At 62.9% G+C, this 25,990-nt stretch carries 26 protein-coding genes; 19 read left to right on the top strand and 7 right to left on the bottom strand.

Translation table 11 applies throughout. The features are described 5' to 3' along the window. Positions 1 to 86 precede the first annotated feature (86 nt). The 7 genes from QM701_RS20325 to QM701_RS20355 form a co-directional block, all read right to left on the bottom strand. Positions 87 to 464, bottom strand: a complete 378-nt coding sequence (locus tag QM701_RS20325; protein ID WP_415168815.1) for a hypothetical protein — start codon at positions 462 to 464, stop codon at positions 87 to 89. Between the two features lie 2 nt (positions 465 to 466). Further along, the gene (locus QM701_RS20330; protein WP_415168816.1) at positions 467 to 922 is read right to left on the bottom strand and encodes a DUF5681 domain-containing protein; all 456 of its coding nucleotides are present in this window, start codon (positions 920 to 922) and stop codon (positions 467 to 469) included. 758 nt (positions 923 to 1,680) lie between these two features. Further along, positions 1,681 to 2,952 (bottom strand): AAA family ATPase, encoded by a 1,272-nt coding sequence (locus QM701_RS20335; RefSeq protein ID WP_415168817.1) that lies wholly within the window; start codon positions 2,950 to 2,952, stop codon positions 1,681 to 1,683. After that, the gene (locus QM701_RS20340) at positions 2,952 to 3,242 is read right to left on the bottom strand and encodes a helix-turn-helix transcriptional regulator (protein WP_415168818.1); all 291 of its coding nucleotides are present in this window, start codon (positions 3,240 to 3,242) and stop codon (positions 2,952 to 2,954) included. The genes QM701_RS20335 and QM701_RS20340 overlap by 1 nt, the downstream gene beginning before the upstream one ends. Before the next feature lie 316 nt (positions 3,243 to 3,558). Then, the gene (locus QM701_RS20345) at positions 3,559 to 4,815 is read right to left on the bottom strand and encodes a tyrosine-type recombinase/integrase (protein ID WP_415168819.1); all 1,257 of its coding nucleotides are present in this window, start codon (positions 4,813 to 4,815) and stop codon (positions 3,559 to 3,561) included. A gap of 270 nt (positions 4,816 to 5,085) precedes the next feature. Further along, positions 5,086 to 5,964 carry a polysaccharide deacetylase family protein gene (locus QM701_RS20350; RefSeq protein ID WP_415168820.1) on the bottom strand — a complete coding sequence of 293 codons (879 nt, stop codon included), beginning with the start codon at positions 5,962 to 5,964 and terminating at the stop codon, positions 5,086 to 5,088. Positions 5,965 to 6,058: 94 nt separating this feature from the next. After that, positions 6,059 to 6,430, bottom strand: a complete 372-nt coding sequence (locus QM701_RS20355) for an Mth938-like domain-containing protein (RefSeq protein ID WP_415168821.1) — start codon at positions 6,428 to 6,430, stop codon at positions 6,059 to 6,061. A gap of 72 nt (positions 6,431 to 6,502) precedes the next feature. On the opposite strand from QM701_RS20355, the gene QM701_RS20360 reads away from it, so the two are divergent. From QM701_RS20360 to QM701_RS20450, 19 genes are all read left to right on the top strand, one after another. Then, positions 6,503 to 7,729, top strand: a complete 1,227-nt coding sequence (locus QM701_RS20360; RefSeq protein WP_415168822.1) for a pyridoxal phosphate-dependent aminotransferase — start codon at positions 6,503 to 6,505, stop codon at positions 7,727 to 7,729. A 1-nt stretch (position 7,730) separates the two neighbouring features. Then, positions 7,731 to 8,171 carry a GNAT family N-acetyltransferase gene (locus QM701_RS20365; RefSeq protein WP_415168823.1) on the top strand — a complete coding sequence of 147 codons (441 nt, stop codon included), beginning with the start codon at positions 7,731 to 7,733 and terminating at the stop codon, positions 8,169 to 8,171. Next, positions 8,168 to 9,478: a homoserine dehydrogenase gene (locus tag QM701_RS20370; RefSeq protein WP_415168824.1), complete on the top strand. Its 1,311-nt coding sequence runs from the start codon at positions 8,168 to 8,170 to the stop codon at positions 9,476 to 9,478. Before QM701_RS20365 ends, QM701_RS20370 begins: the two co-directional genes overlap by 4 nt. Positions 9,479 to 9,519: 41 nt before the next feature. Further along, positions 9,520 to 11,217: a DNA polymerase III subunit gamma/tau gene (dnaX, locus tag QM701_RS20375; RefSeq protein WP_415168825.1), complete on the top strand. Its 1,698-nt coding sequence runs from the start codon at positions 9,520 to 9,522 to the stop codon at positions 11,215 to 11,217. Positions 11,218 to 11,246: 29 nt separating this feature from the next. Then, the gene (locus QM701_RS20380) at positions 11,247 to 11,567 is read left to right on the top strand and encodes a YbaB/EbfC family nucleoid-associated protein (RefSeq protein WP_415169439.1); all 321 of its coding nucleotides are present in this window, start codon (positions 11,247 to 11,249) and stop codon (positions 11,565 to 11,567) included. After that, positions 11,567 to 12,169 (top strand): recombination mediator RecR, encoded by a 603-nt coding sequence (gene recR, locus QM701_RS20385; RefSeq protein WP_415168826.1) that lies wholly within the window; start codon positions 11,567 to 11,569, stop codon positions 12,167 to 12,169. Before QM701_RS20380 ends, recR begins: the two co-directional genes overlap by 1 nt. 94 nt (positions 12,170 to 12,263) lie before the next feature. Next, on the top strand, positions 12,264 to 12,860 hold the full coding sequence (petA, locus tag QM701_RS20390) for a ubiquinol-cytochrome c reductase iron-sulfur subunit (RefSeq protein WP_415168827.1): 597 nt from the start codon (positions 12,264 to 12,266) through the stop codon (positions 12,858 to 12,860). Between the two features lie 3 nt (positions 12,861 to 12,863). Further along, the gene (locus tag QM701_RS20395; RefSeq protein WP_415168828.1) at positions 12,864 to 14,168 is read left to right on the top strand and encodes a cytochrome b; all 1,305 of its coding nucleotides are present in this window, start codon (positions 12,864 to 12,866) and stop codon (positions 14,166 to 14,168) included. Next, positions 14,165 to 14,896, top strand: coding sequence for a cytochrome c1 (locus QM701_RS20400; RefSeq protein ID WP_415168829.1), 732 nt, complete (start codon positions 14,165 to 14,167; stop codon positions 14,894 to 14,896). The genes QM701_RS20395 and QM701_RS20400 overlap by 4 nt, the downstream gene beginning before the upstream one ends. 83 nt (positions 14,897 to 14,979) lie before the next feature. Beyond that, positions 14,980 to 15,576 carry a glutathione S-transferase N-terminal domain-containing protein gene (locus QM701_RS20405; RefSeq protein WP_415168830.1) on the top strand — a complete coding sequence of 199 codons (597 nt, stop codon included), beginning with the start codon at positions 14,980 to 14,982 and terminating at the stop codon, positions 15,574 to 15,576. Positions 15,577 to 15,645: 69 nt separating this feature from the next. Continuing rightward, positions 15,646 to 16,071 carry a ClpXP protease specificity-enhancing factor gene (locus QM701_RS20410; protein WP_415168831.1) on the top strand — a complete coding sequence of 142 codons (426 nt, stop codon included), beginning with the start codon at positions 15,646 to 15,648 and terminating at the stop codon, positions 16,069 to 16,071. 209 nt (positions 16,072 to 16,280) lie between these two features. Then, positions 16,281 to 17,264 (top strand): DNA-binding protein YbiB, encoded by a 984-nt coding sequence (gene ybiB / locus QM701_RS20415; RefSeq protein WP_415168832.1) that lies wholly within the window; start codon positions 16,281 to 16,283, stop codon positions 17,262 to 17,264. Positions 17,265 to 17,367: 103 nt separating this feature from the next. Further along, positions 17,368 to 18,702 carry a hemolysin family protein gene (locus QM701_RS20420; protein ID WP_415168833.1) on the top strand — a complete coding sequence of 445 codons (1,335 nt, stop codon included), beginning with the start codon at positions 17,368 to 17,370 and terminating at the stop codon, positions 18,700 to 18,702. A 515-nt stretch (positions 18,703 to 19,217) separates the two neighbouring features. Continuing rightward, complete coding sequence (gene aroD / locus QM701_RS20425) at positions 19,218 to 19,988, top strand: type I 3-dehydroquinate dehydratase (RefSeq protein ID WP_415168834.1); 771 nt, start codon at positions 19,218 to 19,220, stop codon at positions 19,986 to 19,988. Positions 19,989 to 20,119: 131 nt separating this feature from the next. Further along, positions 20,120 to 21,883: a thiamine pyrophosphate-binding protein gene (locus tag QM701_RS20430; protein ID WP_415168835.1), complete on the top strand. Its 1,764-nt coding sequence runs from the start codon at positions 20,120 to 20,122 to the stop codon at positions 21,881 to 21,883. Between the two features lie 187 nt (positions 21,884 to 22,070). Continuing rightward, positions 22,071 to 22,874, top strand: a complete 804-nt coding sequence (locus QM701_RS20435; protein WP_415168836.1) for a sugar phosphate isomerase/epimerase family protein — start codon at positions 22,071 to 22,073, stop codon at positions 22,872 to 22,874. A gap of 58 nt (positions 22,875 to 22,932) precedes the next feature. Further along, positions 22,933 to 23,529: a TRAP transporter small permease gene (locus QM701_RS20440; RefSeq protein ID WP_415168837.1), complete on the top strand. Its 597-nt coding sequence runs from the start codon at positions 22,933 to 22,935 to the stop codon at positions 23,527 to 23,529. A gap of 9 nt (positions 23,530 to 23,538) precedes the next feature. Further along, positions 23,539 to 24,822: a TRAP transporter large permease subunit gene (locus tag QM701_RS20445; protein ID WP_415168838.1), complete on the top strand. Its 1,284-nt coding sequence runs from the start codon at positions 23,539 to 23,541 to the stop codon at positions 24,820 to 24,822. Positions 24,823 to 24,952: 130 nt separating this feature from the next. After that, on the top strand, positions 24,953 to 25,957 hold the full coding sequence (locus QM701_RS20450) for a TRAP transporter substrate-binding protein (RefSeq protein ID WP_415168839.1): 1,005 nt from the start codon (positions 24,953 to 24,955) through the stop codon (positions 25,955 to 25,957). Positions 25,958 to 25,990: the final 33 nt, after the last annotated feature.

Genomic DNA, 25,990 nt, shown 5'->3' on the forward strand with positions numbered 1-25,990 from the left:
GGCTATGGGGCGCCCGACCGCTAGCGCTTGTTCGAGTGCCCCTAACCGTCTGCGCGTTACCGAAGACAAACGCCGTCTCATTAATGCTAGCTCGCAGTTGTGCTACAGAGTTCTGAAAGGATTGCGAGAGATTTAGCTCGAACATGGCAACTCTCGTCATTGATCGCAGAGTAACGAAGCAAATGCTCTAAATTAGCATATTGATCATCGGCTTTCGCCGTGGCTTCTGCACCATATTTACAGTACAACTCCGCATGATGGCACATTCCATGAGGGCGCATCATTTCTCTTGCAAAATACATTACACGTTCAATAAAACCTTCCTCTGACTCACGAGATAATCTATCAACGGTTTTTTGTTGTGCTGGAACCTTTCCGAATAAAGGATGCATCACAATAACAATACGATCCGGAATATGGTCACCTGCTGCAATCCATGAGTATTTGAGGGGGATATCGTTCATATTTATCTCCTGCCAATTGTTTTCTCTAGCTCATCTAGCCGATTGGTAAGTTCGTCAAACTCTCGTAGTCCTGCAAATGCGCAAATACAGTCAATCAATGCTCTGCCAGAATCCGGGTCTATTTCGCCATCTGCAATGGCTTTCAAGACTTGTGTGGCTTGCTCAGTCAGGGGCTTGGTCGCGTCAATGGCGAAACTGACCTTTTCGCTTCGCGGTTTTAGCGGAGGCGCTAGGCGCTGTAGGACGATATTGGCCGCGTGAATATCACCGTCCTTGGCTGCTTGAATAACCACTCGCGCAACTGCTGAACCTTCTTTTTCAAATTCTTCAGAGATAAGGCTGGTGCGGTTACGGCTACCTTTGGGGCGACCTTTCGGATTTCCTGACTGACCGGGGGGCCAGCCGGGTTTGCTGGCTTTGTGCTGACTAAGCCACGGTGGATCTTCTGTGGTGGTCATGTGTATTGATATCGCTGTTGTTTGCAGGAAAAAAACAGGTGTGTTGTAACTATTTGCTTTTTACACTTACATTGGGCTAACTGCAATATGACAAACACCTGTGATAAGCGCTATAAAACAGCCGCATGCAGGACTGGGAACAGCAAATAACAAATAATGTGGTCGTTGTCTTCTGTGAAGTTCTTCCGCTTTCCCCACCCGACACCCCCCTTTGCCCCTTGCAAATAGCCGAGAGCTCGCCCTATGGTGTTGCCATTGCCGAGGCTTGGGGTAACCATGGAACCAAAGACCTACACGAGACGAGAAAACGCCCGACGGGCAGCCGTGGCAACTGGCATACCGAAGGATAGGGTCATAATCACGGTTCACAAAAACAGTGACGAAGTACGGTTTGGCTGGAAAGAGGGCGTAGTACCATCAAAAAAAGCTGTGACCACAGTTGTAGAACTTGCCCCAGTCCCAACAACACTGCGGATCGAATGTAACGGGGTGAAACGCCCTAAGGTGGGAGGTCTGTGTGCTGCGGTATGGGAGTGGCTGGATGCCAACCCTCGCGCAACATTGAAAGAGGCCAAGGCGGCAGCGGCTGACCACATGTGGAATCTGAACAATGTTAGCTGCGAGTTTTACTCTTGGCGCAAGTTCCATGGGATCACTAGGCGCGCAACGTCTGCTCGCCCACCTGCGTAGCAAAACCCTGGAGGGTGGGTTATGGTGGGGACTGAGGGCGGTGTGGCAGTTTCCCCACTTTTCTCACATTACGGAGTTTCGTTAGGGATATTCTTCAGTCGGCAATACCAAACCCCTCCAAAATTTTGTTTCTCCAAATAAGTGATGCTATGTTCGTCCCACCAGCGTGCAGTTACGACACCAGCCGCAAGCGCTGCAGCTTTCACGTCGGTGACGCGCTGACTTTCATTTACAGGTGTGGTCATAAACTGGGCGCGAAGCCAGAGGCCGAATGCCGCAGGGTATTTACTGATCGGCCCGCGCGTTCCGCCAACAAGATTTTCTGGCGTTAAACTAGCGTCGAGTTGCTCCCATTCCGGGCATGTGGCATGAATGGGTTTCTGATTGCGCGGATCGATGCCCACCTGCACCTTCACGGTGCGAAACTTCCAGGCACCGCCAGGATGCTCTGGCAGATTTCCCTTCACCTGAATTAGTGCTTTAGCATACATGCCGTCATCCGGACGCGCTATGACTGAGCATAGACTGCGGCAGGTCTGTGTGAATGCAGCTGAACCAAGAACTCGATGCAGCATTGCCCGTGTCGTGTCCTTCATGAAGTGTGTGACGCATACGATGGCGAGGCTGTATTCCTGGGCAAGCAAGAGCCAAGGTTCCAATACCGCCCGCAGTTGCCCGGCATCGTTCAGATCGACCTTGCGTAGCTTGTGTCCTGGTAGGTAGCTGGTGACCGGGTCAATGACCAGCATATCGAAAGGGGCGTCACACTCCTGCGCATCTGCCAGCCATCTCTTAACGGCGGACAGATCATCTTGCATTGAAAAAGTATTGCGCTTGCCTAGTTGTACGACGCCCTGAATCTCGGTCACGTTTGCGAGGTTGGCTCCACATGCAACCAAGCGTGGAACAGTCAGTTCCTCAATGCCATCTTCGCTGCCAAGCCAGAGTACCCGCCCTTGTTGGCGTGGCTCATGCTCACCCGGCCATGGTGCTCCTGTGGTCACTTTCGCAGTTACGTCGGCGAGAACGGTTGATTTACCTGCTCCAGTCTCGCCTGCCCAGATTGTGATATACCCCTTTGGAATCCATCCCGTCCAGAGCCAATCAATTGCCCGCATTTGAACAGTGTTTAGATGACGGCCTATCAGTTCCCGTGGTACGTGGTAGCTATCGTCTAGGGGCAGGCCTCGTTTCAATTTTTCCCGTTCAAGTGCGAATTTCTCCGCGTCTCGATGCGCTTCTAATCCCCGTACAGCATCGCTGCTGTCGGAATCGGTAGTCTTTGAGGGTTGGGGGTCATTCCAAAACATCGGCTTGTTGTTGGGTGGGATCGTAGCCATTACGCGCCTCCCGCAGTGATGTCAAACCGATCGAGAGCAAGGGCCTGTCTATAAAGGTCACCCGTCGGGTGATAGGTACTAGTACTGCGGAAGGTCTTAGCTTCGAGCCATTCCAGAATGTCAATAGCTCGATAGCGAATGGGAGCTTGTTTTTCTTCGCCCATCTTCACGAACTTTGGGCCTTTTCCCTTGTGGCGCCAAATCTCAAGGGTGTTGGGTCTAATGCCAAGCATTTCGGCTGCTTGGTTGTTTGTCAGCAGAGCAGCGCTGAGTGAGGATACTGTGGTCATGGCAAGTGGTCCTTGGACTTGCCCTGTGGCGCATACGAATAGAAAGCGTCAGCAAGGCGGAGCTTGCCGTCGAGTTTTGTGTGGTCACCTGCCCCAGACGGTTTCGGGGGTGTCCGGGTTCTGGGCGGCTGGTTACGCTTGCTCCACCGGCTGACGGAACGGTACTTCTTTGCCTTGGCGCCCCGTTCGGGCGCCATTACCCTCACCACATTGCATGGCGAGGCTTTGATTGGCACTACGATAGCACAGCTTTATGCACAAATGTTGGATAATTTTGCGATATGCATAACACCTGTAAAGTCTCTTGAACACTCGTTCAGGCACGAAGTGCGACCTCGTTTTCTCCGGTGGCGATAGCCTCTGCAACCCGTGCTTGATCATCAAGCCAATTGGCGATGCGCTGAACTTCCGGAAGCAAGTAATGCAGGCGTGACGTTTCCAGATAGTGGCGGGCGGTGACGCCTCGCGGAACATGGTTAGTCAGGAGTTCGATCTTATGAAGATCGATGCCACACAGCGCCACGCCGACGGTCGTGAAAGTGCGACGCAAGTCGTGAGGCGTAATTTTGGTTTCCGCCACCTTACTAACTTTTTTCATGGTGTCGCGTGGGTCGCGGATATGGCCGCACTTGCCCCAAGAGGTGAAGACGAACGGGCTGCCTTTGATCCGCTGCCGTGTGGTCAATAACTCGTTGGCTTGTTTCGAAAGCGGTAGCCATACGGGGTTCGAGTTCTTGGGGTCTGGTATGTGCCACCAGCCTTCGTCCAGATTCACCCTGTCCCATGTCAGCGCAGATGCTTCCCCAATGCGGGCACCTGTCAGCATGAGAAACATCACGAGGTCAATGCTGGCGAGGGTGTCTCGATTGTAGGCAACTTCACGGCTCTTTTTTAAGAACGACCACACTGCTCCCGCCTTGCTGTCCGGGACGCGGCTGGTACGCGGTTTGATCGGCACCCATTTCTTGTAGAGAACATCGACGGGGTTGTCGGTAATAATGGCGCTCCCGTCTGATTTTCGGTATTCACGGATGGCGTAATTGATGAGGGCGCGAAGTACGGCAAAGCCTTGATTGGCCTGAGCCGGTGCAGGGCCGTCGCCGCGCAGTCCCTTGGTCTTGATTTCGTTGAAGCGTTTAGTGACTGCTTCGCGTGTAATGTTCGCAATGGGCTTGTTGAGCCAAGCTTCAAAGGTTGTAGTCGCATGCCGCTCGATTTCGCCCTTGCTGCTTTCTTTCAACGGTCGATCGCGCTTGTATGCATCGGTTACATCCCGCAATGTCACCGACTCCGCTGCTTTTTCCTTCGCGAGGGCTCGCGGGTCGATGCCCATGCGCATGTTACGCAGATGTTCTCGTGCTGCCTCTCGGGCCTGATCGGCTGTAAAGACGCCATGCGGGCCAATCGACATGCGAAGCTCTTTGCCATTTACCCGTCCCTGCACGATGTAGGTGCGTTTCCCGTCCTTCGTGACCCGGATGCCGAACCCCCTGTCTTGCTCGTCCCAATGCAGGTCGTAGCCATCCGTAGGGGGAACAATTTTGTCGATATAAGTCTTGGTGAGCCTTGCCATGTGGTCATCTCCTGGGTGTGCCGTAAGCACGTAGTAAGCAGTCCAGGTAAAGTTATGACAACCCACACCAAATGCGCAAGGGCTTTAATCGCCTGATTTAGCGGGCAATGTAAGGCTTACCAAAGTCACGAAAAGCAGAGTAAAGTACGCTTACGACTTACTTGAAAACCGGCAACGGGCAACCGTTCGTGAGTTCGAATCTCACCGCCTCCGCCAGTAAACAATAGCCGTGCGAGTCCGCGTTTTCGGAGATTTCCCCCGGCGTCCTGTTCAAGGATTCGGAAAGGCGTCTCCCTGCGCCATCCTGATCCCCGCTCTGCCGGCAAATTCGGCGAAGCCGACGACGCATTTCGGTAATTTTTGCGCGTCGAGCGACGCATGGATGTCGCGCAGGGCGACCAGCGAACAGCCGTTGCTTTGCCAGCCGGTCAGCAGTTTTTCGAAGGGGCCGAAGAATTTCATTCCTTCGAGCTCGGCGCGCAGGGTGAACACGTGATCTCCCGGAATGGCCCTGGAAAGCTGCAGGAGCCGGTCCATCGCCCGGTCGGGCGTCAGGCCGGGCTCCAGCGCGAGCAGTTCGTCGAGAGTCGGCAGGGTCGTCGGTATCTGCAGGCAGGCGATCGGTTCGCCCTGGACGACGGGGAAGAACGGGTGGCTTCCCCGGCAATCGCTGGCGTAGAGGAATCCCTTGCGCTGTTCGAGGCGCAGCGCATGGCGGCTGGCGCGCCAGCCGGCCGCGGCGTGCGCTTTGGGCGCGGTACCGAAGACGTCCTCGAAGCGCCGGCAGGCGCTGTCGAGTTCGGACTCGGCCAGCTCGTTGGCCGAATCCAGGATGCATCGTTCCCAGCGGACGCGATTCCAGGCGTGGATGCCGGTTTCGAAGCCGGCGTCGCCGATTGCCCGCAGAACGTCCCGGCAGCGTGCCCCGATGTCCGGCGCGGGCAGCAGGCGTCCGTAGAGACGCGACGCGAGTCCGTGGTAGGACTTCAGCGACCCGGCGCGCGCTTCGCGTCCCCCCTGGTCCGGACCGAGCGCGAAAAAGAAGGAGGCCTGCGCGCCGTGGCGCTGCAGAAGTTCCGCCAGGGCAGGCGCTCCGGTCCGGGTACCCTGGTAGGTGCCCACGTCGATCTTCAGTGCTATGCGTTTCATCGTGTCTGGCTGGCTGACGGCCGCCGGGAACCTGGCCGGGCGGGTCGGGGAATGGGCGGCAGGGCCGCGGAGTCGGATGGGCGGATGGCGTAGATCAGCGGAGGATGAGGGCGGCGGCGACCTGCCGCCCTTCGCTCGCCAGGACGTTGTAGGTCCGGCAGGCCGCGTGGTTGTCCATGGTCTCCAGTCCCTTGCGGGCCTGCATGAGCGGCCGGAGCAGCTCGGCGCGGGGGAAGCGGAGCGTGGCGCCGGTGCCGAGGAGGATGATCTCGGCGTCGAGCGCGGCGAGGAACTCGAAATCCGCGAGAGCGAGCGATTCGGGGGACGACGCGGTCCACCCTTCGATCACGCGATCGGGCAGCACGACGATGCTGTTGCCGTATCGCGCCGCGTTGACGTTGACGTAGCCTTCGCCGTAGGCGGTGAAGACATTCGATCCTTCCGGTCGGGCGAGCTGCAGCTTCATAAAATTGCGGTGCTTGGTGCGATAAAGTAGGATTATACCTTTTGCTGGACAACGCTCGCTGCAAGGACTGTCATGAAACCCGTGCATAAATCGAACAAGCTCGCCAACGTCTGCTACGACATCCGCGGTCCCGTGCTGCAACAGGCCAAGCGGATGGAGGACGAGGGACAAAAGATCATCAAGCTGAACATCGGGAATCTGGCGTCCTTCGGTTTCGACGCGCCGGAGGAGATCCAGCTCGACATGATCCGCAACCTGCCGAACGCGGCCGGCTATTCGGATTCGAAGGGGATTTTCGCGGCCCGCAAGGCGGTCATGCACTACGCGCAGCTGAAGAAGATCAAGGGCGTGACGCTCGAGGACATCTACATCGGCAACGGCGTGTCGGAACTGATCGTCATGTCCATGAACGCGCTGCTCAACACCGGCGACGAAGTCCTGGTGCCGGCGCCCGATTATCCGCTGTGGACGGCGGCGGTCAGCCTGTCCGGCGGCACGCCGAGGCATTATCTGTGCGACGAGGGCAACGGCTGGCTGCCGGACCTGGACGACATCCGCCGCAAGATCACGCCGCACACCAAGGCGATCGTGATCATCAACCCGAACAACCCGACCGGGGCGCTGTATCCGGAAAGCGTGCTGCGCGAGATCGTCGCGGTGGCCCGCGAGCACGGACTGATCATCTACGCCGACGAGGTGTATGACAAGGTGCTTTACGACGGCGCGCAGCATACGGCCATCGGGTCGCTGTCGGAAGACGTGCTGACCATCAGCTTCAACGGGCTGTCGAAGAACTACCGCTCGTGCGGCTACCGCGCCGGCTGGATGGTGGTTTCGGGCGATCAGCGCGACGCGCGCGACTACATCGAGGGGCTGGAGATGCTGGCGTCGATGCGCCTGTGCGCCAACGTGCCCGGCCAGTACGGCATCCAGACCGCGCTCGGCGGCTACCAGAGCATCGACGACCTGGTGGCGCCCGGCGGCCGGCTGTGCCGCCAGCGCGATCTCGCCTACGAACTGATCACCGCGATTCCCGGCATCAGCTGCGTCAAGCCGAAGGCCACGCTGTACATGTTCCCCAGGCTCGACCCGGCGGTCTATCCGATCGCCGACGACCAGGCCTTCATCGCCGAGCTGCTGCGCGATGAGCGCGTCCTGCTGGTCCAGGGCACCGGCTTCAACTGGCCGAATCCGGATCATTTCCGGCTGGTCTTCCTGCCCCACGAAGACCTGCTCAGGGAAGCGATCGCCCGCATCGCCAGCTTCCTGGAGAATTACCGCAAGCGGCACGGAACCTGAGATGCGAGTCGTTGCCGTAACCGACGATCAGGGGATTGTGACCGAGGCGGAGTGGCTGGAGAAGGCGGAGCACGTGCATCGGCAATTGCGTCCGCAACTGCCGCCGGACTATGCGCCGCGCCTGCGCGAAGTGTTCGCCGCCGGCGGGCGGATGGCGATCGCGGTCGAGGAGGGGGGCGTCGTTTCCGTCGCCGTCTGGCGCGTCATCGAAAACACCAACGAAGGCCGCCGGCTTTACGTTGACGATCTGGTGAGCGACGCGGCCCGGCGCTCGCGCGGCGCCGGCAAGCTCCTGCTCGGCTGGCTGGAGGCCAAGGCCCGCAGCCTGGGATGCGGCGCGCTGGCGCTCGATTCCGGGGTCCAGCGCCAGGACGCGCATCGTTTTTATTTTCGCGAAGGGCTCGTCATTTTCGCGTACAGCTTTAAGAAAGTATTGAAATGAAACCGATCAGCGTGGGACTCCTGGGCATCGGCACCGTCGGAGGCGGCACCTTCACGGTGCTGGAACGCAACGCCGATGAAATCGCCCGGCGCGCCGGCCGGCCGATCCGCATCGACGTGGTGGCCGACAAGAATCTCGATCTGGCGAGGAAAGTGACCGGCGGGCGCTGCCGTCTGACCGACGACGCCTTCGCCGTGGTTGACGATCCCGAGGTCGACATCATCGTCGAACTGATCGGCGGTTGCGGCGTCGCCAAGGAACTGGCGCTCAAGGCCATCGAGAACGGCAAGCACGTGGTCACGGCCAACAAGGCGCTGCTGGCCAACCACGGCAACGAGATCTTCGCCGCCGCGCAGCGGCGGGGCGTGACGGTGGCCTTCGAGGCGGCGGTGGCCGGCGGCATTCCGATCATCAAGGCGCTGCGCGAGGGGCTGACGGCCAACCGCATCGAGTGGATCGCCGGCATCATCAACGGAACCACCAATTTCATCCTCTCCGAGATGCGCAGCAAGGGGCTGCCGTTCGGCGCCGTGCTGGCGGAAGCGCAGCGCCTGGGCTACGCCGAGGCCGATCCGACCTTCGACGTCGAAGGCGTCGACGCGGCGCACAAGGTGACCATCATGAGCGCGATCGCCTTCGGCAATTCGATGAAGTTCGGCGACGCCTACATCGAAGGGATCAGCCGGCTCGACTCGACCGACATCAAGTACGCAGAACAGCTCGGCTACCGCATCAAGCTGCTTGGCATCACCCGGCGCACGCCCGAAGGCGTCGAGCTGCGCGTGCATCCGACGCTGATTCCGGCCAAGCGGCTGATCGCCAACGTCGAGGGCGCGATGAACGCGGTGCTGGTCAAGGGCGACGCGGTCGGCGCCACGCTCTATTACGGCAAGGGCGCCGGCGCCGAGCCGACGGCCTCCGCCGTCATCGCCGATCTGGTCGACGTGGCGCGCATGCTGACGGCGGACCCCGAGCATCGTGTGCCGCACCTGGCCTTCCAGCCGGACGCCATCGTCGAGCTGCCCATCCTGCCGATCTCGGAAGTGGTCACCAGCTACTACCTGCGCATGCGGGTCGAGGACCAGCCGGGCGTGCTGTCCGACATCACGCGCATCCTCGCCGACCACCAGATCTCGATCGACGCCATGATCCAGCGCGAGCCCGACGAGGGCGAGGAGCAGGCGGACATCATCATGCTCACGCACCAGACGCGCGAGAAGAACATCGACGCGGCCATCGCCCGGATCGAGAAACTGCCGGTGGTCACCGGAGGCGTCACGCGCCTCCGCCTCGAAGGGCTGCTGTAGGACACGCCGACGTTTTCGGCGACGCGACGCGGGAGCGGGACATGAGCTATCAGGTTTTGGCGCGCAAATGGCGTCCGCGCACGTTCGCCACCCTGGTCGGGCAGGAGCACGTGGTGCGCGCGCTGACGCACGCGCTGACCGACGGCCGGCTGCACCACGCCTACCTGTTCACCGGCACGCGCGGCGTCGGCAAGACCACGCTGGCGCGCATCTTGGCCAAATCGTTCAACTGCGAAGCGGGCATCACGGCGACGCCGTGCGGCGTCTGCTCCGCCTGCACCGAGATCGACGCCGGGCGCTTCGTCGACCTGCTCGAAGTTGACGCGGCGACCAACACCAAGGTCGACGAGATGCGCCAGCTCCTGGAAAACGCCGTGTATGCGCCGACGCGCGGGCGTTTCAAGGTCTACGTCATCGACGAAGTGCACATGCTTTCCAACTCGGCCTTCAACGCCATGCTGAAGACCCTGGAGGAGCCGCCCGAACACGTCAAGTTCATCCTGGCGACGACCGATCCGCAGAAGATTCCGGTGACGGTGCTCTCGCGCTGCCTGCAGTTCAACCTCAAGCAGATGACGCCGTCGCTGATCGCCGCGCACCTCAAGCACATCCTCGAAGTCGAGGCGATCAGCGCCGAACCGGCGGCGCTCAACCTGCTCGCGCGCTCGGCGGCGGGCAGCATGCGCGACGCGCTGTCGCTGCTCGACCAGGCGATCGCGCACGGCGCGGGCAAGGTCGAGGAAGCGCAGGTGCGCGACATGCTCGGCACGGTCGACCTCGACTACCTGTTTTCCATCCTCGACGCCCTGCTGGCCGGCGACGTGGCCGGCATGCTGCGCGTCGCCGAAGGCATGGCCGGCCGCAGCCTGTCGTTCGCCGCCGCCCTGCAGGAACTCGCCAGCCTGATGACGCGCCTGCAGGTGGCGCAGTTCGCGCCGGAGGCGGTGCCCGAGGACCTGCCCGAACGGGCGCGCCTGCTCGCACTGGCCGGCCGCTTCGATCCCGAGTACGTCCAGCTGGCCTACCAGATCGCCGTCCAGGGGCGCAACGAACTGCATCTCGCGCCCGACGAGCAGGACGGCTTCGCGATGACCCTGCTGCGCCTGTACGCCTTCCGGCCGGCGGTCGCCGGCGACGTCCTGCCGCGCGCCGCCCCGCCGGCCGCGACCAGCGAAGGCGCCCGGCGGCCGGTCGCCGCCTCTCCCTCCGCGCCGGAGGCTCGCCAGGCCGCGGCCGGGGACGACGTCTCTCCGGCTCCTGCGACGGAGCCGAAACCCGAACCGGCCGCCCGGCCGGCCGATGATCCGCCCGTGGAGACGCGGGCCGCTGCCGCGCCGCCCGTTCCGCCGGCCGCCGTCGGCGAGCCCCCCGACTGGCACGAACTGCTCGCCGCGTTGAAGCTGGGCGGCATGGCCCGGGAACTGGGCCAGCATTGCGGCGTGAAGTCGCTGGACGGAACGCGCCTCGTGCTCTGCCTTTCGCCCATGCATCGCCATCTGCAGATCAAGGCCGCGCAGGACAAGCTGCAGCAGGCGTTGTCCGAGCATTTCGGGCGCCCCATGCAGCTGTCCATCGAACTGGACGAAGTCGCCGGCGAAACGCCCGCGGCGACCGCCCGGCGGCAGCGCCAGGAGCGCCAGGAGCAGGCCGTGGCGTCCGTCGAACAGGACGTCTTCGTGCGTGAAGTGATCGACGTCTTCGACGCCACGCTGATCGAATCGTCGATCAAACCCGTTTAACCATCCCACTTGTCGAGGCAAACATCATGATGAAAGGCGGACTCGCCGGCCTGATGAAGCAGGCGCAACTGATGCAGGAAAACATGAAGAAGGCGCAGGAGCAGCTGGCGCAGATCGAAGTCGAGGGCCAGTCCGGCGCGGGCATGGTCAAGGTGGCGATGACCTGCGGCCACGACGTGCGGCGCGTCACGATCGATGCGTCGGTCATGGACGACCGGGAAATGCTGGAGGACCTGGTGGCGGCGGCGATCAACGACGCCATGCGCCGCGTCGAGGCGACGACCCAGGAACGCATGGCCGGCTTCACTGCCGGCATGAACCTGCCGGCGGGCATGAAACTGCCGTTCTGATGGCCACGCCATCGAGCCTCGAGAATCTCATCGAGGCCTTGCGCTGCCTGCCGGGCGTCGGCCCGAAATCGGCGCAGCGCATGGCCTACCATTTGCTGCAGCGCGACCGGCCGGGCGCGCAGCGCCTGATGGATGCGCTGCAGCAGGCCCTGCAGGCGCTGCGGCACTGCCAGCGCTGCAACACTTTCACAGAAGCCGAGGTCTGCGAGCGCTGCCTGTCGCCGAAACGCGATCCGGCGCTGCTGTGCGTCGTCGAAACGCCGGTCGACCTGAACATGATGGAACAAACACAGGCGTACTCCGGTCTGTACTACGTTTTGATGGGGCGCGTCTCGCCGCTCGACGGCGTCGGGCCGCGCGAGCTGCATCTGGACAGGCTGTTGGCGAGAGTGTCCGACGGCGTCGTGCGCGAAGTCATCCTGGCGACCAATTTCACCAATGAGGGCGAGGTGACGGCGCATTACCTGGGGGAGATGCTGAAGAGCCGCGGGCTCCGGGTGTCGCGGATCGCGCGCGGCGTGCCGGTCGGCGGCGAACTCGAATACGTCGATTCCGGCACTTTGGCGCAAGCCGTGCGCGAGCGGAAATCGCTTTCAGATTAAGTACTTGGCATCCTCCGTCTTTTTTTTCTGGGGGAACCTTGCGTATAATCGGCCCTGTTTCGAATAACCAAACCAACTGTCGGGGATCGGCACGATGAGCATAGAGAGCACAGTGGACTGCGGCAGGCGACGGTTGATCATCGCGACGGCCGCGGTCGGCGGCGCGGGCGCGGTGGCGGCGGTCGTCCCCTTTGTCTCCAGCATGCTTCCCTCGCAGCGCGCGAAGGCCGCCGGCGCGCCGGTCGAGGTTGACGTGTCCAACCTCGTGCCCGGCCAGATGATTACCGTCGAATGGCGCGGCAAGCCGGTGTGGATCCTCAATCGCAGCCAGGAGATGCTCGACACGCTCGCCAAGCTGGACGAAGCGGTCGCCGACCCGAAATCCGAAGTCAAGCAGCAGCCCGACTACTGCCGCAACGAGACGCGCTCGATCAAGCCGAACCTGCTGGTCGCCGTCGGCATCTGCACGCACCTGGGCTGTTCCCCGTCGTCGAAGTTCAAGAAGGGCGGGGAAGAAGGCATGCCGCCCGAATGGCTCGGCGGCTTCCTCTGCCCGTGCCACGGGTTGACCTTCGATTTTGCCGGCCGCGTGTTCCGCAACAAGCCGGCGCCGAGCAATCTGGAAGTACCGCCGCACACCTATCTGTCCGATACGCGCATCCTGATCGGCGAAGACAAGAAAGGGGCGTAAGCGATGGCCGCCAAATCCGGGTACGAGAAATACAAGTCGGACGGTTCGCTCAAGGGCAACCTGCTCGAATGGTTCGACGCGCGCTTCCCCGCCACCTCGCTGTGGCGCGGCCACCTGTCCGAATACTACGCGCCGAAGAACTTCAACTTCTGGTACTTCTTCGGCTCGCTGGCGATCGTCGTGCTGGCCATCCAGCTGATCACCGGCATCTTCCTGGTGATGTTCTACAAGCCCGACGGCTCGCTCAACGCCAGCGGCGTCCCGGTCGCCTTCGCCAGCGTCGAGTACATCATGCGCGACGTCAACTGGGGCTGGCTGATCCGCTACATGCATTCGACCGGCGCCTCGGCGTTCTTCGTCGTGGTCTACCTGCACATGTTCCGCGGCATGCTCTACGGCTCGTACCGCAAGCCGCGCGAACTGATCTGGGTGTTCGGCATGCTGATCTTCCTGGTGCTGATGGCCGAAGCCTTCATGGGCTATCTGCTGCCGTGGGGGCAGATGTCGTTCTGGGGCGCGCAGGTCATCGTCAACCTGTTCTCGGCCATTCCGCTGATCGGCGAACCGCTGTCGCTGTGGATTCGCGGCGACTATGTGATCAGCGACGCCACCCTCAACCGCTTCTTCTCGTTCCACGTGATCGCCGTGCCGCTGGCCCTGCTCGGACTGGTCATGGCGCACATCCTGGCCCTGCACGAGGTCGGCTCGAACAACCCGGACGGCATCGAGATCAAGAAGACCGTCGACGCCAACGGCATCCCGCTCGACGGCATTCCGTTCCACCCGTACTACACGGTGAAGGACATCGTCGGCGTGGTGGTCTTCCTGATGATCTTTTTCGCCGTGGTGTTCTTCGCGCCCGAAGGCGGCGGCTATTTCCTCGAGTACAACAACTTCTTCCCGGCCGACCCGCTGAAGACGCCGCCGCACATCGCGCCGGTCTGGTATTTCACCCCGTTCTATTCGATCCTGCGCGCGATCGTCTGGCCGATCTTCGGCCTGGAAGCCAAGTTCTGGGGCGTCGTCGCCATGGGTGCCTCGGTGGTGATCATCGCCTTCCTGCCCTGGCTCGACCGCAGCCCGGTCAAGTCCATCCGCTATCGCGGCCCGATCTACAAGAGCTTCCTGGCCGTTTTCGTGGTCGCTTTCCTGACCCTCGGCTATCTCGGCACGCAGCCGCCGTCGCCGGTCAGCGAATTGGTTTCCCAGGTATGCACGCTGATCTATTTCTCGTTCTTCCTGTTGATGCCCTGGTACTCGAAAATCGACAAATGCAAGCCGGAGCCGGAAAGGGTGACGTTCAAATGAAAGCGCAGAACATGAAGCAATTCCTGCTGGCGCTTCTTTTCGTTCCGCTTGCGGCGCTGGCCAGCGAAGGCGGCGTCCGCCTGGACAAGGTGGACGTCCCGTCCGACCCGGCCGCGCTGCAGAACGGCGCCCGGCTGTTCGTCAACTACTGCCTGAGCTGCCACGGCCTGAGCTTCGTGCGCTACAACCGGCTGACCGAACTCGGCCTGACCGAGCAGCAGATCAAGGACAACCTGATGTTCACCGCGGAAAAGATCGGCGAGCCGATGCGCATCGCCGCCCGCGCCGCGGAACAGAAGCAATGGTTCGGCGTCACCCCGCCGGACCTTTCCCTGGTGGCGCGCGCCCGGGCCTCGGCGGACGGCAGCGGCGCGGATTGGCTGTATACCTATCTGCGTTCCTTCTACGGGGATGAGAAGCGGCCCACGGGATGGAACAACACGCTGTTCGCCAACGTCGGCATGCCCCACGTGCTGTGGGACCTGCAGGGCCGGCAGGAGCTGGATCACGAAACGCAGAAGCTGAGTCTCGCGCAGCCGGGGCGGCTGTCGCCGGCCGAATTCGACCGGCAGATCGCCGACCTGGTGGGCTTCCTGGTCTGGGCGGGGGAGCCCGCGGCGGGATTCCGCAAGCAGTTGGGCATCGGCGTCCTGGCGTTTCTGATCGTGTTGTTCGGCGTGTCGTACGCGCTGAAAAAGGAGTACTGGAAGGACGTCGGGAAGCATTGAGCAACTGCCTGTTTCGGGCATCGGCATCGTCGGCGCGGTCAGCGGCCTGAAGCGATGCCGGTTCGTTTTTAAGGATATTGACCATGATGAACCTTTATTCGGGCACCACCTGCCCGTTCAGCCAGCGTTGCCGCATCGTCCTGTACGAGAAGGGGATGGATTTCCAGGTGATCGACGTTGACCTTTTCGCCAAGCCGGAAGACATCGCCATGGTCAATCCGTACGGGCGGGTGCCGGTGCTGGTCGAGCGCGACCTGATCCTTTATGAGCCGAACATCATCAACGAGTACATCGACGAGCGCTTCCCGCATCCGCAGCTGATGCCGCCGGACCCGATCATGCGCGCGCGCGCCCGCCAGCTGCTGGTGACCATGGAGCGCGAGGTGTTCACCCACGTCGAGACGCTGGAGAAAAACCTCAAGACGGCGGACAAGGCGCGCCAGACGATCCGCGACCGGCTGACCGAGATGGCGCCCGTTTTCGTCAAGCAGAAGCACATGCTCGGCGAGGACTTCTCCATGCTCGACGTGGCCATCGCCCCGCTGCTCTGGCGCCTGGATCATTACGGGATCGAATTGCCGAAATCGGCGGCGCCGCTGATGAAGTACGCCGAGCGCATCTTCAGCCGCCAGGGCTACATCGACGCGCTGACGCCGTCCGAAAAGGCCATGCGCCGCTGAGATTCCTCCGTACAGCGCGGACCCGGCCGGTGCCGGGATTTCCCACTCCAGAGCGTTGCCGCCGCCGAGATGACCGAAAATACCCTGCCTTCGACCAAGCCCTATCTGATCCGGGCGATCCACGAATGGTGTACCGACAACGGCTTCACGCCCTACATCGCGGTGCAGGTCGACGGCCGGGTGCGCGTGCCGCGGGAGCACGTACGGGATGGGCAGATCGTCCTGAACGTCGGCTACGAGGCGACCGGGGGCTTGCAGATCGGCAACGATCTGATCAGTTTCCAGGCGCGCTTCGGCGGCGTGGCGCGCGACATTTCGTTTCCCGTCGGCAACGTGGCGGCGATCTATGCGCGGGAGAACGGCGCGGGCATGGCTTTCGAGCCGGAAAGCGCGGCCGCCGACGCTGCTCCGCCGGAAACGCCGCCGCCGTCCGGGGACGGTCCCGAGCCCCGGCCGCCGCCCGGCGGACGGCCGAAGCTGCAGCGGATCAAATAGGCCGCTCCGCCGTGAAGCACGCCGTGCGTCCGCTTGCACCAACTTGATGCGGCGGTAGCTGCCGACCTTTCCGGATATCGTCGCAACGGCCGCATTCTCTTGTCTGGCATACGTGTTGCTGAGTCTTCCGTGAGGCGGTCCGCGGGGCCGGCCGCCTGCGGTCCGCCAGGCATCGGGTTCCGCCGCACGGTTTACATTTCGGGAGCAGCATGAACTACGCGCATTTCATCCGGGAATTGGGACGCGGCAGCGAGGGCGCCCGCGACCTCGCGCTCGACGAGGCGCGCCAGCTCTTCGGCGCGATGCTGGACGGCGGCGTGCCGGAACTCGAGTTGGGCGCCGTCGCGATCGCCTTGCGCCTGAAAGGGGAGAGCGTCGACGAGATGCTCGGCTTTTTCGCCGCGGCGAGCGAACGCCTGGCCGCCCTGCAGCGTCCGGCCGGACGGCCGCGGCCGGTCGTCCTGCCCTCCTACAACGGCGCGCGCCGGGGAATCAACCTGACGCCCCTGCTGGCCTTACTGCTCCAGCGCTACGGGGTGCCGGTGCTGGTGCACGGACTGATCGAAGGGTACGGCCGGGTGACGTCGGCGCAGGTCTTCCGCGAGTTCGGCCTGCTGCCCTGCCTCAGCGCGTCCCAGGCACAACACACGCTCGACGGCGACGGCCTGGCCTTCCTGCCGCTGTCGGCGATCTCGCCCGGCCTGAACACCCTGCTGGCGCTGCGCAGCCGGCTCGGCCTGCGCAACAGTGCGCACAGCCTGGTCAAGATGCTCGATCCGTTCAAGGGGGAGGGGGTGCTGGTGGCGGCGGCCACGCATCCCGATTATCTGGCGCTGATGCGCGAGGTGATGGGCGCGTTGGGCATGCGCGGCCTGCTCTTGCGGGCGACCGAAGGCGAGCCCTACGCGAATCCGAAGCGCCGGCCGCGCATCGAATACCTGCACGACGGCGCCGGCGACGTCCTGTTCGAGGCCGAGCACGACAGCCTGAAGACGCTGCCGAGCCTGCCCGAGTCATGCGACGCGAAAACGGCCGCGGACTGGACGCGCAAGGTGCTGGCCGGGGAAATCGGGCTGCCTTCGCCGATCGCCAACCAGCTGGCCTGCTGCCTTTTCGCGGCGGGCTGCGCCGACGATCTCAACCAGGCCAAGGCCATCGTCGCCGTCGAAGGCCCGGGCAAGGCCGCGTGCTAAGCCGTGGCGGAGGCCGCCCGCGCCGGCGGGTATCCGTCCTCGCGCGACCGGTATAATTGCGCATAGAACGAAGAACAGGCGAGGATCTTCTCGAAACCACCGGATGGACATATTCCTTCTTCTGCTGCTCATTCTGCTCAACGGCCTGCTGGCCATGTCGGAGATCGCCGTCGTCTCCGCCAGAAAATCGCGCTTGCAGAAGCTCGCCGACGACGGCTCGCCCGGGGCGAAAACCGCCCTTGACCTGAGCAACGAGCCGTCGGCCTTCCTGTTGACCATCCAGGTGGGAATCACCACTGTCGGGATTCTCAGCGGCGCCATCGGCGAGAACGCGCTGGCCGATCCGCTCAGCGCATGGCTGTCCGGCTTCGCCTGGCTGCAGCCCTACGCGCGTGGGCTGTCGCTGTCGTTCGTGGTGGTGCTGCTGACGTATTTCTCGGTAGTGGTCGGCGAGCTCGTGCCCAAACGCCTGGGCCTGCTGGCGCCGGAGGCGATCGCGGCGATCATCGCCTCGCCGATGGCGTTCTTTTCGCGCGTGGCGCGTCCGCTGGTCTGGCTGTTCTCGTCGTCGTCCAGCCTGATCATGCGCCTCATCGGCGCCCGGGCGAGCGCCGAGGCGACCGTGACCAACGACGAGATCAACGTGCTGATGGAGCAGGGCGCCGAGGCCGGCGTGTTCCACGAGAGCGAGCAGGCGATCGTCTCCAACGTGCTGCGGCTCGACGAGCAGCGGATCGCCGCGATCATGACGCACCGCAACGACATCTACGCGCTCGACCTCGAGGCGCCCGAGGAGGAAATCCGGGCCTGCCTTTCCGAGAGCCCGTTCACGCGGATCGTAGTCTGCCGCGACGGGCTGGAGCATATCGTCGGCATCCTGCGCACGGCCGACCTGCTGAAGCTGGCGCTGGCCGGCCAGAAGCTGGACGTCGAGCCGTATCTGCGGCCGCCGCTGTTCGTGCCGGAGGGGGTGACCACGACGCACCTGCTGGAGAGCTTCCGCAAGGCGCGCCAGCAGTTCGCGCTGATCGTCGACGAGTACGGCGAGCTGCAGGGGATGGTGACCCTGACCGACGTGCTGGCGTCGATCGTCGGCGACGTGCCGTCGTCCGATTCCTCGGAGATGGAGGACATCGTGCCGCGGGACGACGATTCCTGGCTGATCGACGGCAGCGTGACGATCGACCGCCTGAAATCGGTGATCGACATCGAGGACGACCTGCCCGGCGAGGACGAGAACGCCTACAACACCCTGGGCGGGCTGGTCATGTACATCCTCGGGCGGATTCCCGCCGTGACGGACGCCTTCGACGCCGCGGGCTTCCGCTTCGAGGTCGTGGACATGGACAAGAACCGCGTGGACAAGGTCCTGCTGTCCCGGCTTCCCGCGCCGCGGCACGGGGACGACGGCGAAAGCGAGTCCGCCGCGCGGGATTGAGCGCGCCGCCGGGCGGCATGCCTTAGCGGATTTCCGGAGGCCGGCAGCGAGCCGGCCCGACCGCCGCCGGGCGGCGGCCGCCTCGCGCCGTACGGCGCCCCGGGCAGGAATCGCCGCCTTTCCGCCTGGCGCGAGCCATCCGGCCGTGTTGACACCGTGTGTGGCCCCGGCCAAAACGCCGTTGTTTCGGCCGCTCCGGCCCCGTTTCTTCGTGGTATTTCCCCGCTTTTCCGGCGACGGCCGACAGGTACGGAATTCGCGCGATAGTTGGACCGGGTGGGGCGATAATCGCCCAAAAGCGTCCTTTGCCTCGTTGACGGGTGCAATCCCAGCGCCTAGTATTCCGCAAAACAAAAAACGACGTGCTTTCCATGATCGAAGCCAGTCCAGGAGTAGGGAATGAAGGTGTTTGCGAAAACTTTCCAACTGCAGTCGTCCGGCGCCATCCGCGCATTCGCGGGAGCGGTGCGGTGGACGGCGGGCAGCTTCATTCCGGACTGACGGGAGCGCAACCGATGAAACGCATCCGGGTCGGCGGGGAAATGATCGGTCGCGCGGACCAGCCGCTGATCTGTTCGCCGCTCATCGGCAGGTCGCGGGCCGCGATCCTCGACGAGGTGGCCGCCATCGTGCCGAAACAGCCCGATCTGATCGAGTGGCGCGTCGATTTCTTTGAGGAAGTCAGCGACATCGCTGCGGTGATCGATCTGGCCAGCGAAATCAAGGCCGCCGCTGCGAAGATTCCGGTGATTTTCGCCTTCCGCGCGATGAGCGAGGGCGGCGGCGCATGCGCCCTCAACGAATCCGACATCCTGAAGCTGTACGTCGCCGCGTGCGCCAGCCGTTGCGTGGATCTCATCGACTACGAAATGAGCAATCCGGTCACCAGCGTGGCGATGCTGCGCGAGGTCTCGCGCAACCACGGCGTGACCATGATCATGTCGTACCACAACCACCAGGCCACGCCGGAAGACGCGGTGCTGTCGGAGAAGTTCGCCGAGGCGGAGCGCCTCGGCGCCGACGTGGCGAAAGTCGTGGTGACGCCTCGGCATTCGGAAGACGTGCTGTCCCTGCTCGGCGCCACGCAGAAGGCCAGCCGGACCTGCGCGATCCCGCTGGTCAGCATGGCGATGGGCGGCATCGGGGCGGTATCGAGGGTTTTCGGCTGGGCGTACGGCTCGTCGGTGACGTTCGCCGCGGGGCGGAGCCCCAAGCCGGGGCAGATGCGGATCGAGGAGCTGCGTTCCGTGTTGGCGTCCGTCAGCCACGCATTGCATGGCGGCTGAACCGGGCAGGGCGTGCGAAGGAAGCGAAGCGTAAGGCGCTGACAGGCAGATTTGCAAGGAAGTAAATCAAGGCGGTGCGGAAAGCGAATCAAGGCGGCGCCGTTACTGTTCAACAATTGAAGGAGCATTCGATGAAAGACCTGGTATCCAATCAACTGGTGCGTTACCTCGAAGCGCGTGGCGTGGAGCACATTTTCGGCCTGTGCGGCCATACCAACATCGCCGTGCTGGCGGCGCTGGAAAAAAGCAAGAAAATCACCTTCGTGAATAGCCGTCATGAACAGATCGCTGCGCACATGGCCGACGGCTACGCCCGCGCCACCAAGAAGGCCTCCGTGGTTCTTTCGCACCTGTCGCCGGGCCTGACCAACGCCTGTACCGGCGTGGCCAACGCCTCGCTCGATTCGATCCCGATGGTGGTCATCGCCGGCGACGTGCCGACCCACTACTACGGCAAGCACCCGCACCAGGAAGTCAACCTGCACGCCGACGCCTCGCAGTGCGAGATCTACCGGCCCTTCTGCAAGCGCGTCTGGCGCGTCGATTCCGTGCACTTGATCCCGGAAATCCTCGAAAAAGCCTTCATTCTGGCCGAAAGCGGCCGCCCCGGCCCGGTGCTGGTTGACGTGCCGATGGACATCTTCTCCAAGGAAATCGACGTCGAACTGTTCGACCGCGTGCTCAAGAACACCCGCCAGCTCGCCAAGCCGTCCATGGACGACGAAACGGCCGAGAAGATCGTCAAGCAGCTGCTGGCCGCCAAGACCCCGCTGATGTACGTCGGCGGCGGCATCATGCTGGCCGACGCCACCACCGAACTGCGCGAATTCGCCGAACTCCTGCAACTGCCGGTCGCGCACACCCTGATGGGCAAGGGCGCGCTGCCCGACGACCATCCGCTGATCCTCGGCATGACCGGCTTCTGGGGCACCAAGTTCATCAACGAGAAGTGCAAGGCGGCCGACTGGATCATCGGCCTGGGCACCCGCTTCTCCGAAGCCGACTGCAGCTCGTGGGAAGCCGAATACACCTTCAACTTCCCGCCGACGCAGCTCATCCACATCGACATCGACCCGGCGGAAATCGGCCGCAACTACCCGGCCGCCATCGGCGCCGTCGCCGACCTCAAGCAGGCCCTGACGGTGCTGCTGCGCGTGGCGAAGAAACTGTGCCCGCAAGGCGTCAAGCGCCCCGAGCTGGTCGCCGAAATGGCCGCCAACCGCGTCTCCTTCGTCGAAAGCAACAAGGAATGGGCGGAAAGCAGCGATTTCCCGATGACCCCGCAGCGCATCCTGGCCGACCTGCGCCAGGCCCTGCCGCGCGACTCCTACATCTGCACCGACGTGGGCTGGAACAAGAACGGCCTCGCCCAGCAATACCCCGTGTATGAGCCGGGCACCATCTTCACGCCGGGCGGCTTCGCCACCATGGGCTTCGGCTCGCCGGCGGCGATGGGCGCCAAGATCGCGCTCAAGGACAAGGTGGTGGTGGCGCTGGTCGGCGACGGCGGCTGGGGCCAGAACCCGGCGGTCCTGGCCACGGCCAAGGAAAGCGACATCCCGGTGATCTGGGTGATCATGAACAACCACGCCTTCGGCACCATCGCCGGGCTGGAGAAGGCGCACTACGACACCACCTTCGGCACCGTCTTCGAAGTCGACGGCGAGACCTACTCGCCCGACTACGCGGCGATCGCCCGCGCCTACGGCATCGAGGGCATCACCATCAACCAGGCCGACGAGCTCCTGCCGGCCCTGCAGAAGGCGATCGCCCTGAAGAAGCCGGTGGTCATCGACGTCTATATGAAGAACATCCCGACGCCGACCGCCGGGCACTGGAACATCATGGACATCTACTCGCCGGGCAAGAAGGTGCACCACGTTTCGACCGACTGATCGCCCGGGCCGCTTCTGGAGTTTTGTTGGGGGGAACGGTCCCGGCTTCATGGCAACCGCCGCGCTGCGGCGGGGTAAGCCGGGACCGTGACTTTGGCGGGCGAAAGATAAATCGGACCGAGCGCCAGCGGGGCGCGGTCCCTGACAGGTTTTTTTTGGAGGGAATTTGATGGCTTTGGAATACTCATTGGCCCATCTCACGGTGCTGGGTTGCGCGCCGCCCGAGATGGTTTACGTCGCGGCGCGCGCCGGCTACGACTACGTCAGCATCCGGCCGATCTACATGGGCCTGCCCGGCGAGCCCAACTACGCGCTGGCGGACAACCCCGAAATGCTGCGCGCCACCAAGCGCGCGCTCGCCGATACCGGCATCAAGGTGCACGACATCGAACTGGCGCGCGTCTACGACGACATGCATCCCACCAAGTACCTGCCGGCCATGGAAGTGGCGGCGGAGCTGGGGGCCAAGGCCGTGCTGTCGAGCATCTGGACGCCGAAGCGCGAGTACGCGATCGAGAAGTTCGGCCAGATCTGCGACCTGGCCCGGCAGTTCGGCATGACTGTCGATCTCGAATTCGTGCCGATCGCCAGCGTCAACAACCTGGCCGGAGCCGTCGACGTGCTGCGCACCGCCAACCGCCCGAACGCCGGCCTGATGATCGACGTGCACCACTTCCACCGCGCGCTCGACACGCCCGAGGCGCTGGAAGGCCTGCCCAGGGAGTGGTTCCATTTCGCCCACCTGTGCGACGCGCAGGGCGAGATTCCGACCGATCGCGCGGAGATGACGCGCATTCTGCGCGAGGAGCGGCTCTACGTCGGCGAAGGCGGCGTGCCGGTGGCAGACATCCTCAACCGCATGCCCAAGATGGTGTACTCGATCGAGTTGCCGCATCTGGCCCGGGCCAAGGAATTCGGCTACGCTGAGCACGCCTTCCGCTGCCTCGAATCGGCCAAGGCGTATGCCGCGGCGCACATCAAGCATTCATGACGGCAGGCCGGGAGGGTCATCTCATGTCAATTGAAATCGCAGGTATAAGGAAGACGTCATGAAACAACTGGTTGATTGGTATTTCCGGATTCTCAAGGGGGCCGTGGTGGTGTGCATCACCATGATGGTGGTCATGGTGTTCGGCAACGTGGTGCTGCGTTACGGGTTCAACTCCGGGATCACGGTGTCGGAGGAACTGTCGCGCTGGTGTTTCGTCTGGCTGACCTTCATCGGCGGCACGACGGCGTTGCGCGAACACGCCCACCTGGGGATGGACACGGTGGTTTCGAAACTGCCGGTGATCGGCAAGAAGATCTTCTACGTCCTGAGCCACCTCGTCATGATCGGCTGCGTGCTGTACTTCCTGCGCGGCAGCTGGGACCAGACGATCATCAACATCGGCGTCGAAGCGCCGGCCACCGGCCTGTCCTCGGGCTTCTTCTACGGCATCGGCATCTTCTTTTCCGTGAATGCCATCCTGATCCTGGCCTACGACCTGTATGCCATGCTCGCCGGCAAGCTGCAGGACAAGGAACTGGTGAGCGTCAAGGAGTCGCAGGAAGAACTCGACGAGGAAGAACTCGCGGAACTCCAGCACGAGATGGAGCGCGAGATGGAAAATTCGAAGCTTTCCGCCGGCGGCGCGAAGCACTAAGGGGGAATCATGACCGTAACAATCTTTATCACCTCGCTGATCGGTGCCATGGCGCTGGGCATGCCCATCGCCTTCGCGCTGATCTTCTGCGGCCTGTGCCTGATGGCGCACCTCGACATGATGGATGCGCAGATCGTGGCGCAGAACCTGATCAACGGCGCCGACAGCTTCCCGCTGATGGCCATCCCGTTCTTCATGCTGGCCGGCACCACGATGAACGCCGGCGGTCTGTCCAAGCGCATCATCAAGGTGGCCGTGACCCTGGTCGGGCACATTCCCGGCGGCCTCGGCTACGTGGTCATCGTCGCCTCCTGCATCCTGGCCTCGCTGTCCGGCTCGGCGGCGGCGGACGCGGCGGCCATGTCGGCGCTGCTGTTCCCGATGATGATCAAGTTCGGCTACGACCCCAAGAAGTCGGTCGGCCTGATCGCCTCGGGCAGCATCATCGGCCCGATGGTGCCCCCGTCGCCGAACCTGATCCTGTTCGGCGTCACCGCCGGCCTGTCGATCACCAAGCTGTTCCTGGCCGCCATCGTGCCGGGCCTGATGATCGCCGTCGGCCTGACCGCCGCCTGGTGGTGGGTGGCACGCGGACAGAGCGTGCAGACCACGAAGCGCGCGACCAAGAAGGAAATCCTGATCGCCATCCGCGAAGGCCTGTGGGCGCTGGTCATGCCGGCGATCATCGTGTTCGGCCTGAAGTTCGGCATCTTCACGCCGACCGAGGCGGGCGCCGTCTGCGCCATCTATGCGCTGCTCGTTTCCATCTACGTCTACAAGGAACTCAAGTGGTCGCAGGTCTATAGCGTGCTGGCGCAGGCCGGCCAGACCGCGGCGATCGTCATGTTCCTGGTGGCGGCGGCGATGATCGGCGCGTGGATGATCACCATCGCCGAGATTCCGCAGGAAGTCATCGAGATGCTGCGGCCGTTCATGGGCAACAAGATCATGCTGATGGTGGCGATCATGGTCGTGGTGGTGATCGTCGGCACCGCGCTCGACATGACGCCGACCATCCTGATCCTGACGCCGGTGCTGGTGCCGGTGGTCATCGCGGCCGGCATCGATCCGATCTACTTCGGCGTGCTGTTCGTGATCAACAACGCCATCGGCCTGGTGACCCCGCCGGTCGGCACCACGCTCAACGTGGTGTGTGGCGTGACGGGACGGTCGATGGACGATGCGATCGTGGGCGTCATTCCGTTCATGATCGCCCAGCTGATCGTGCTGGCCCTGCTGGTCATCTTCCCCGACCTGGTCCTGGTGCCGATGCGCTTCCTGGCTGGGATGTAAGGAGTTCCGGGAGGCGCCGGCGGGAATCCGTTCCGGCAGGCGCCTCCCGGTGTTGGAGGGCAATAGTTGTTGGTGTAGTAGCTCAAACGGGTGACCTCTTCCGAGGTTCTATAGATAAGGAGATAGAGAAATGCTGAAATTCGTTGCAAAGGCATCGGTGGTGCTGATCGGCGCGCTGCTCGCGTCGGCCGGCCAGGCGCAGGTCAATGAACACACGTTCCGGATTTCCATCGCCGGCGCGCCGGGGCACCCCTCGGTGATGGGCGCCGAGAAGTGGGCGGAAATCCTCAAGCAGAAGAGCGGCGGCAAGCTGACGCTGAAGGTCTTCCCGAACGGCGTGCTGGGCGGCGACGTGCAGGTGCTGTCGGCCGTGCAGGGCGGCACCATCGACTTCACCTCGATGAACTCGGGCATCCTGCAGACGCAGGTCAAGGAATTCGCCATCTTCGACTTCCCGTTCATGTTCGAAAGCGGCAAGGAAGCCGACCCGATCCTCGACGGCCCGTTCGGCAAGAAGCTGGCCGATCTGCTGCCGGCCAAGAATCTGTACAACCTGGCCTACTGGGAACTGGGCTTCCGCGAAATGACCAACGGCAAGCATCCGGTGAACAAGATGGAAGACATTTCCGGGCTGAAGATCCGCGTGATCCAGTCGCCGATCTACATCGACACGTTCAACGCGCTGGGCGCCAACGCGGTGCCGATGCCGTTCACCGAAGTCTATACGGCGCTCGAACAGAAGATCATCGACGGCCAGGAAAACCCCTTCTCCGTGATCGAAACCAGCAAGCTGAACGAAGTGCAGAAGCACCTGACGATCACCAACCACATCTACAACCCGCAGTCGGTGCTGGCGAGCAAGAAGAAATTCGACGCGCTGACCAAGGACGAGCAGGCCCTGCTGATGTCGACGCTGGCCGAAGCGACCAAGTGGCAGCGTGAAAACTCCCGGAAGCTGGCGGAGGACTCGCTGGCCAACCTGAAGAAGACGATGCAGGTCACCACGCTGTCGCCGGAAGAGCTGGCGAAGATCCGCGCCAAGATCAAGCCGGTGATCGACAAGTTCGCCGCCAACGTCGGGCCGGATCTGGTCAAGGAACTGCAGACCGAACTCGAGAAGGGCCGCAAGAAGTAACAGCTGATTGACCCTCGCGTTCCGCGGCGGGGA

Origin of the sequence: Propionivibrio sp. (assembly GCF_047602565.1) — a bacterium.
In the GTDB taxonomy this organism is placed as follows: Bacteria; Pseudomonadota; Gammaproteobacteria; order Burkholderiales; family Rhodocyclaceae; genus Propionivibrio.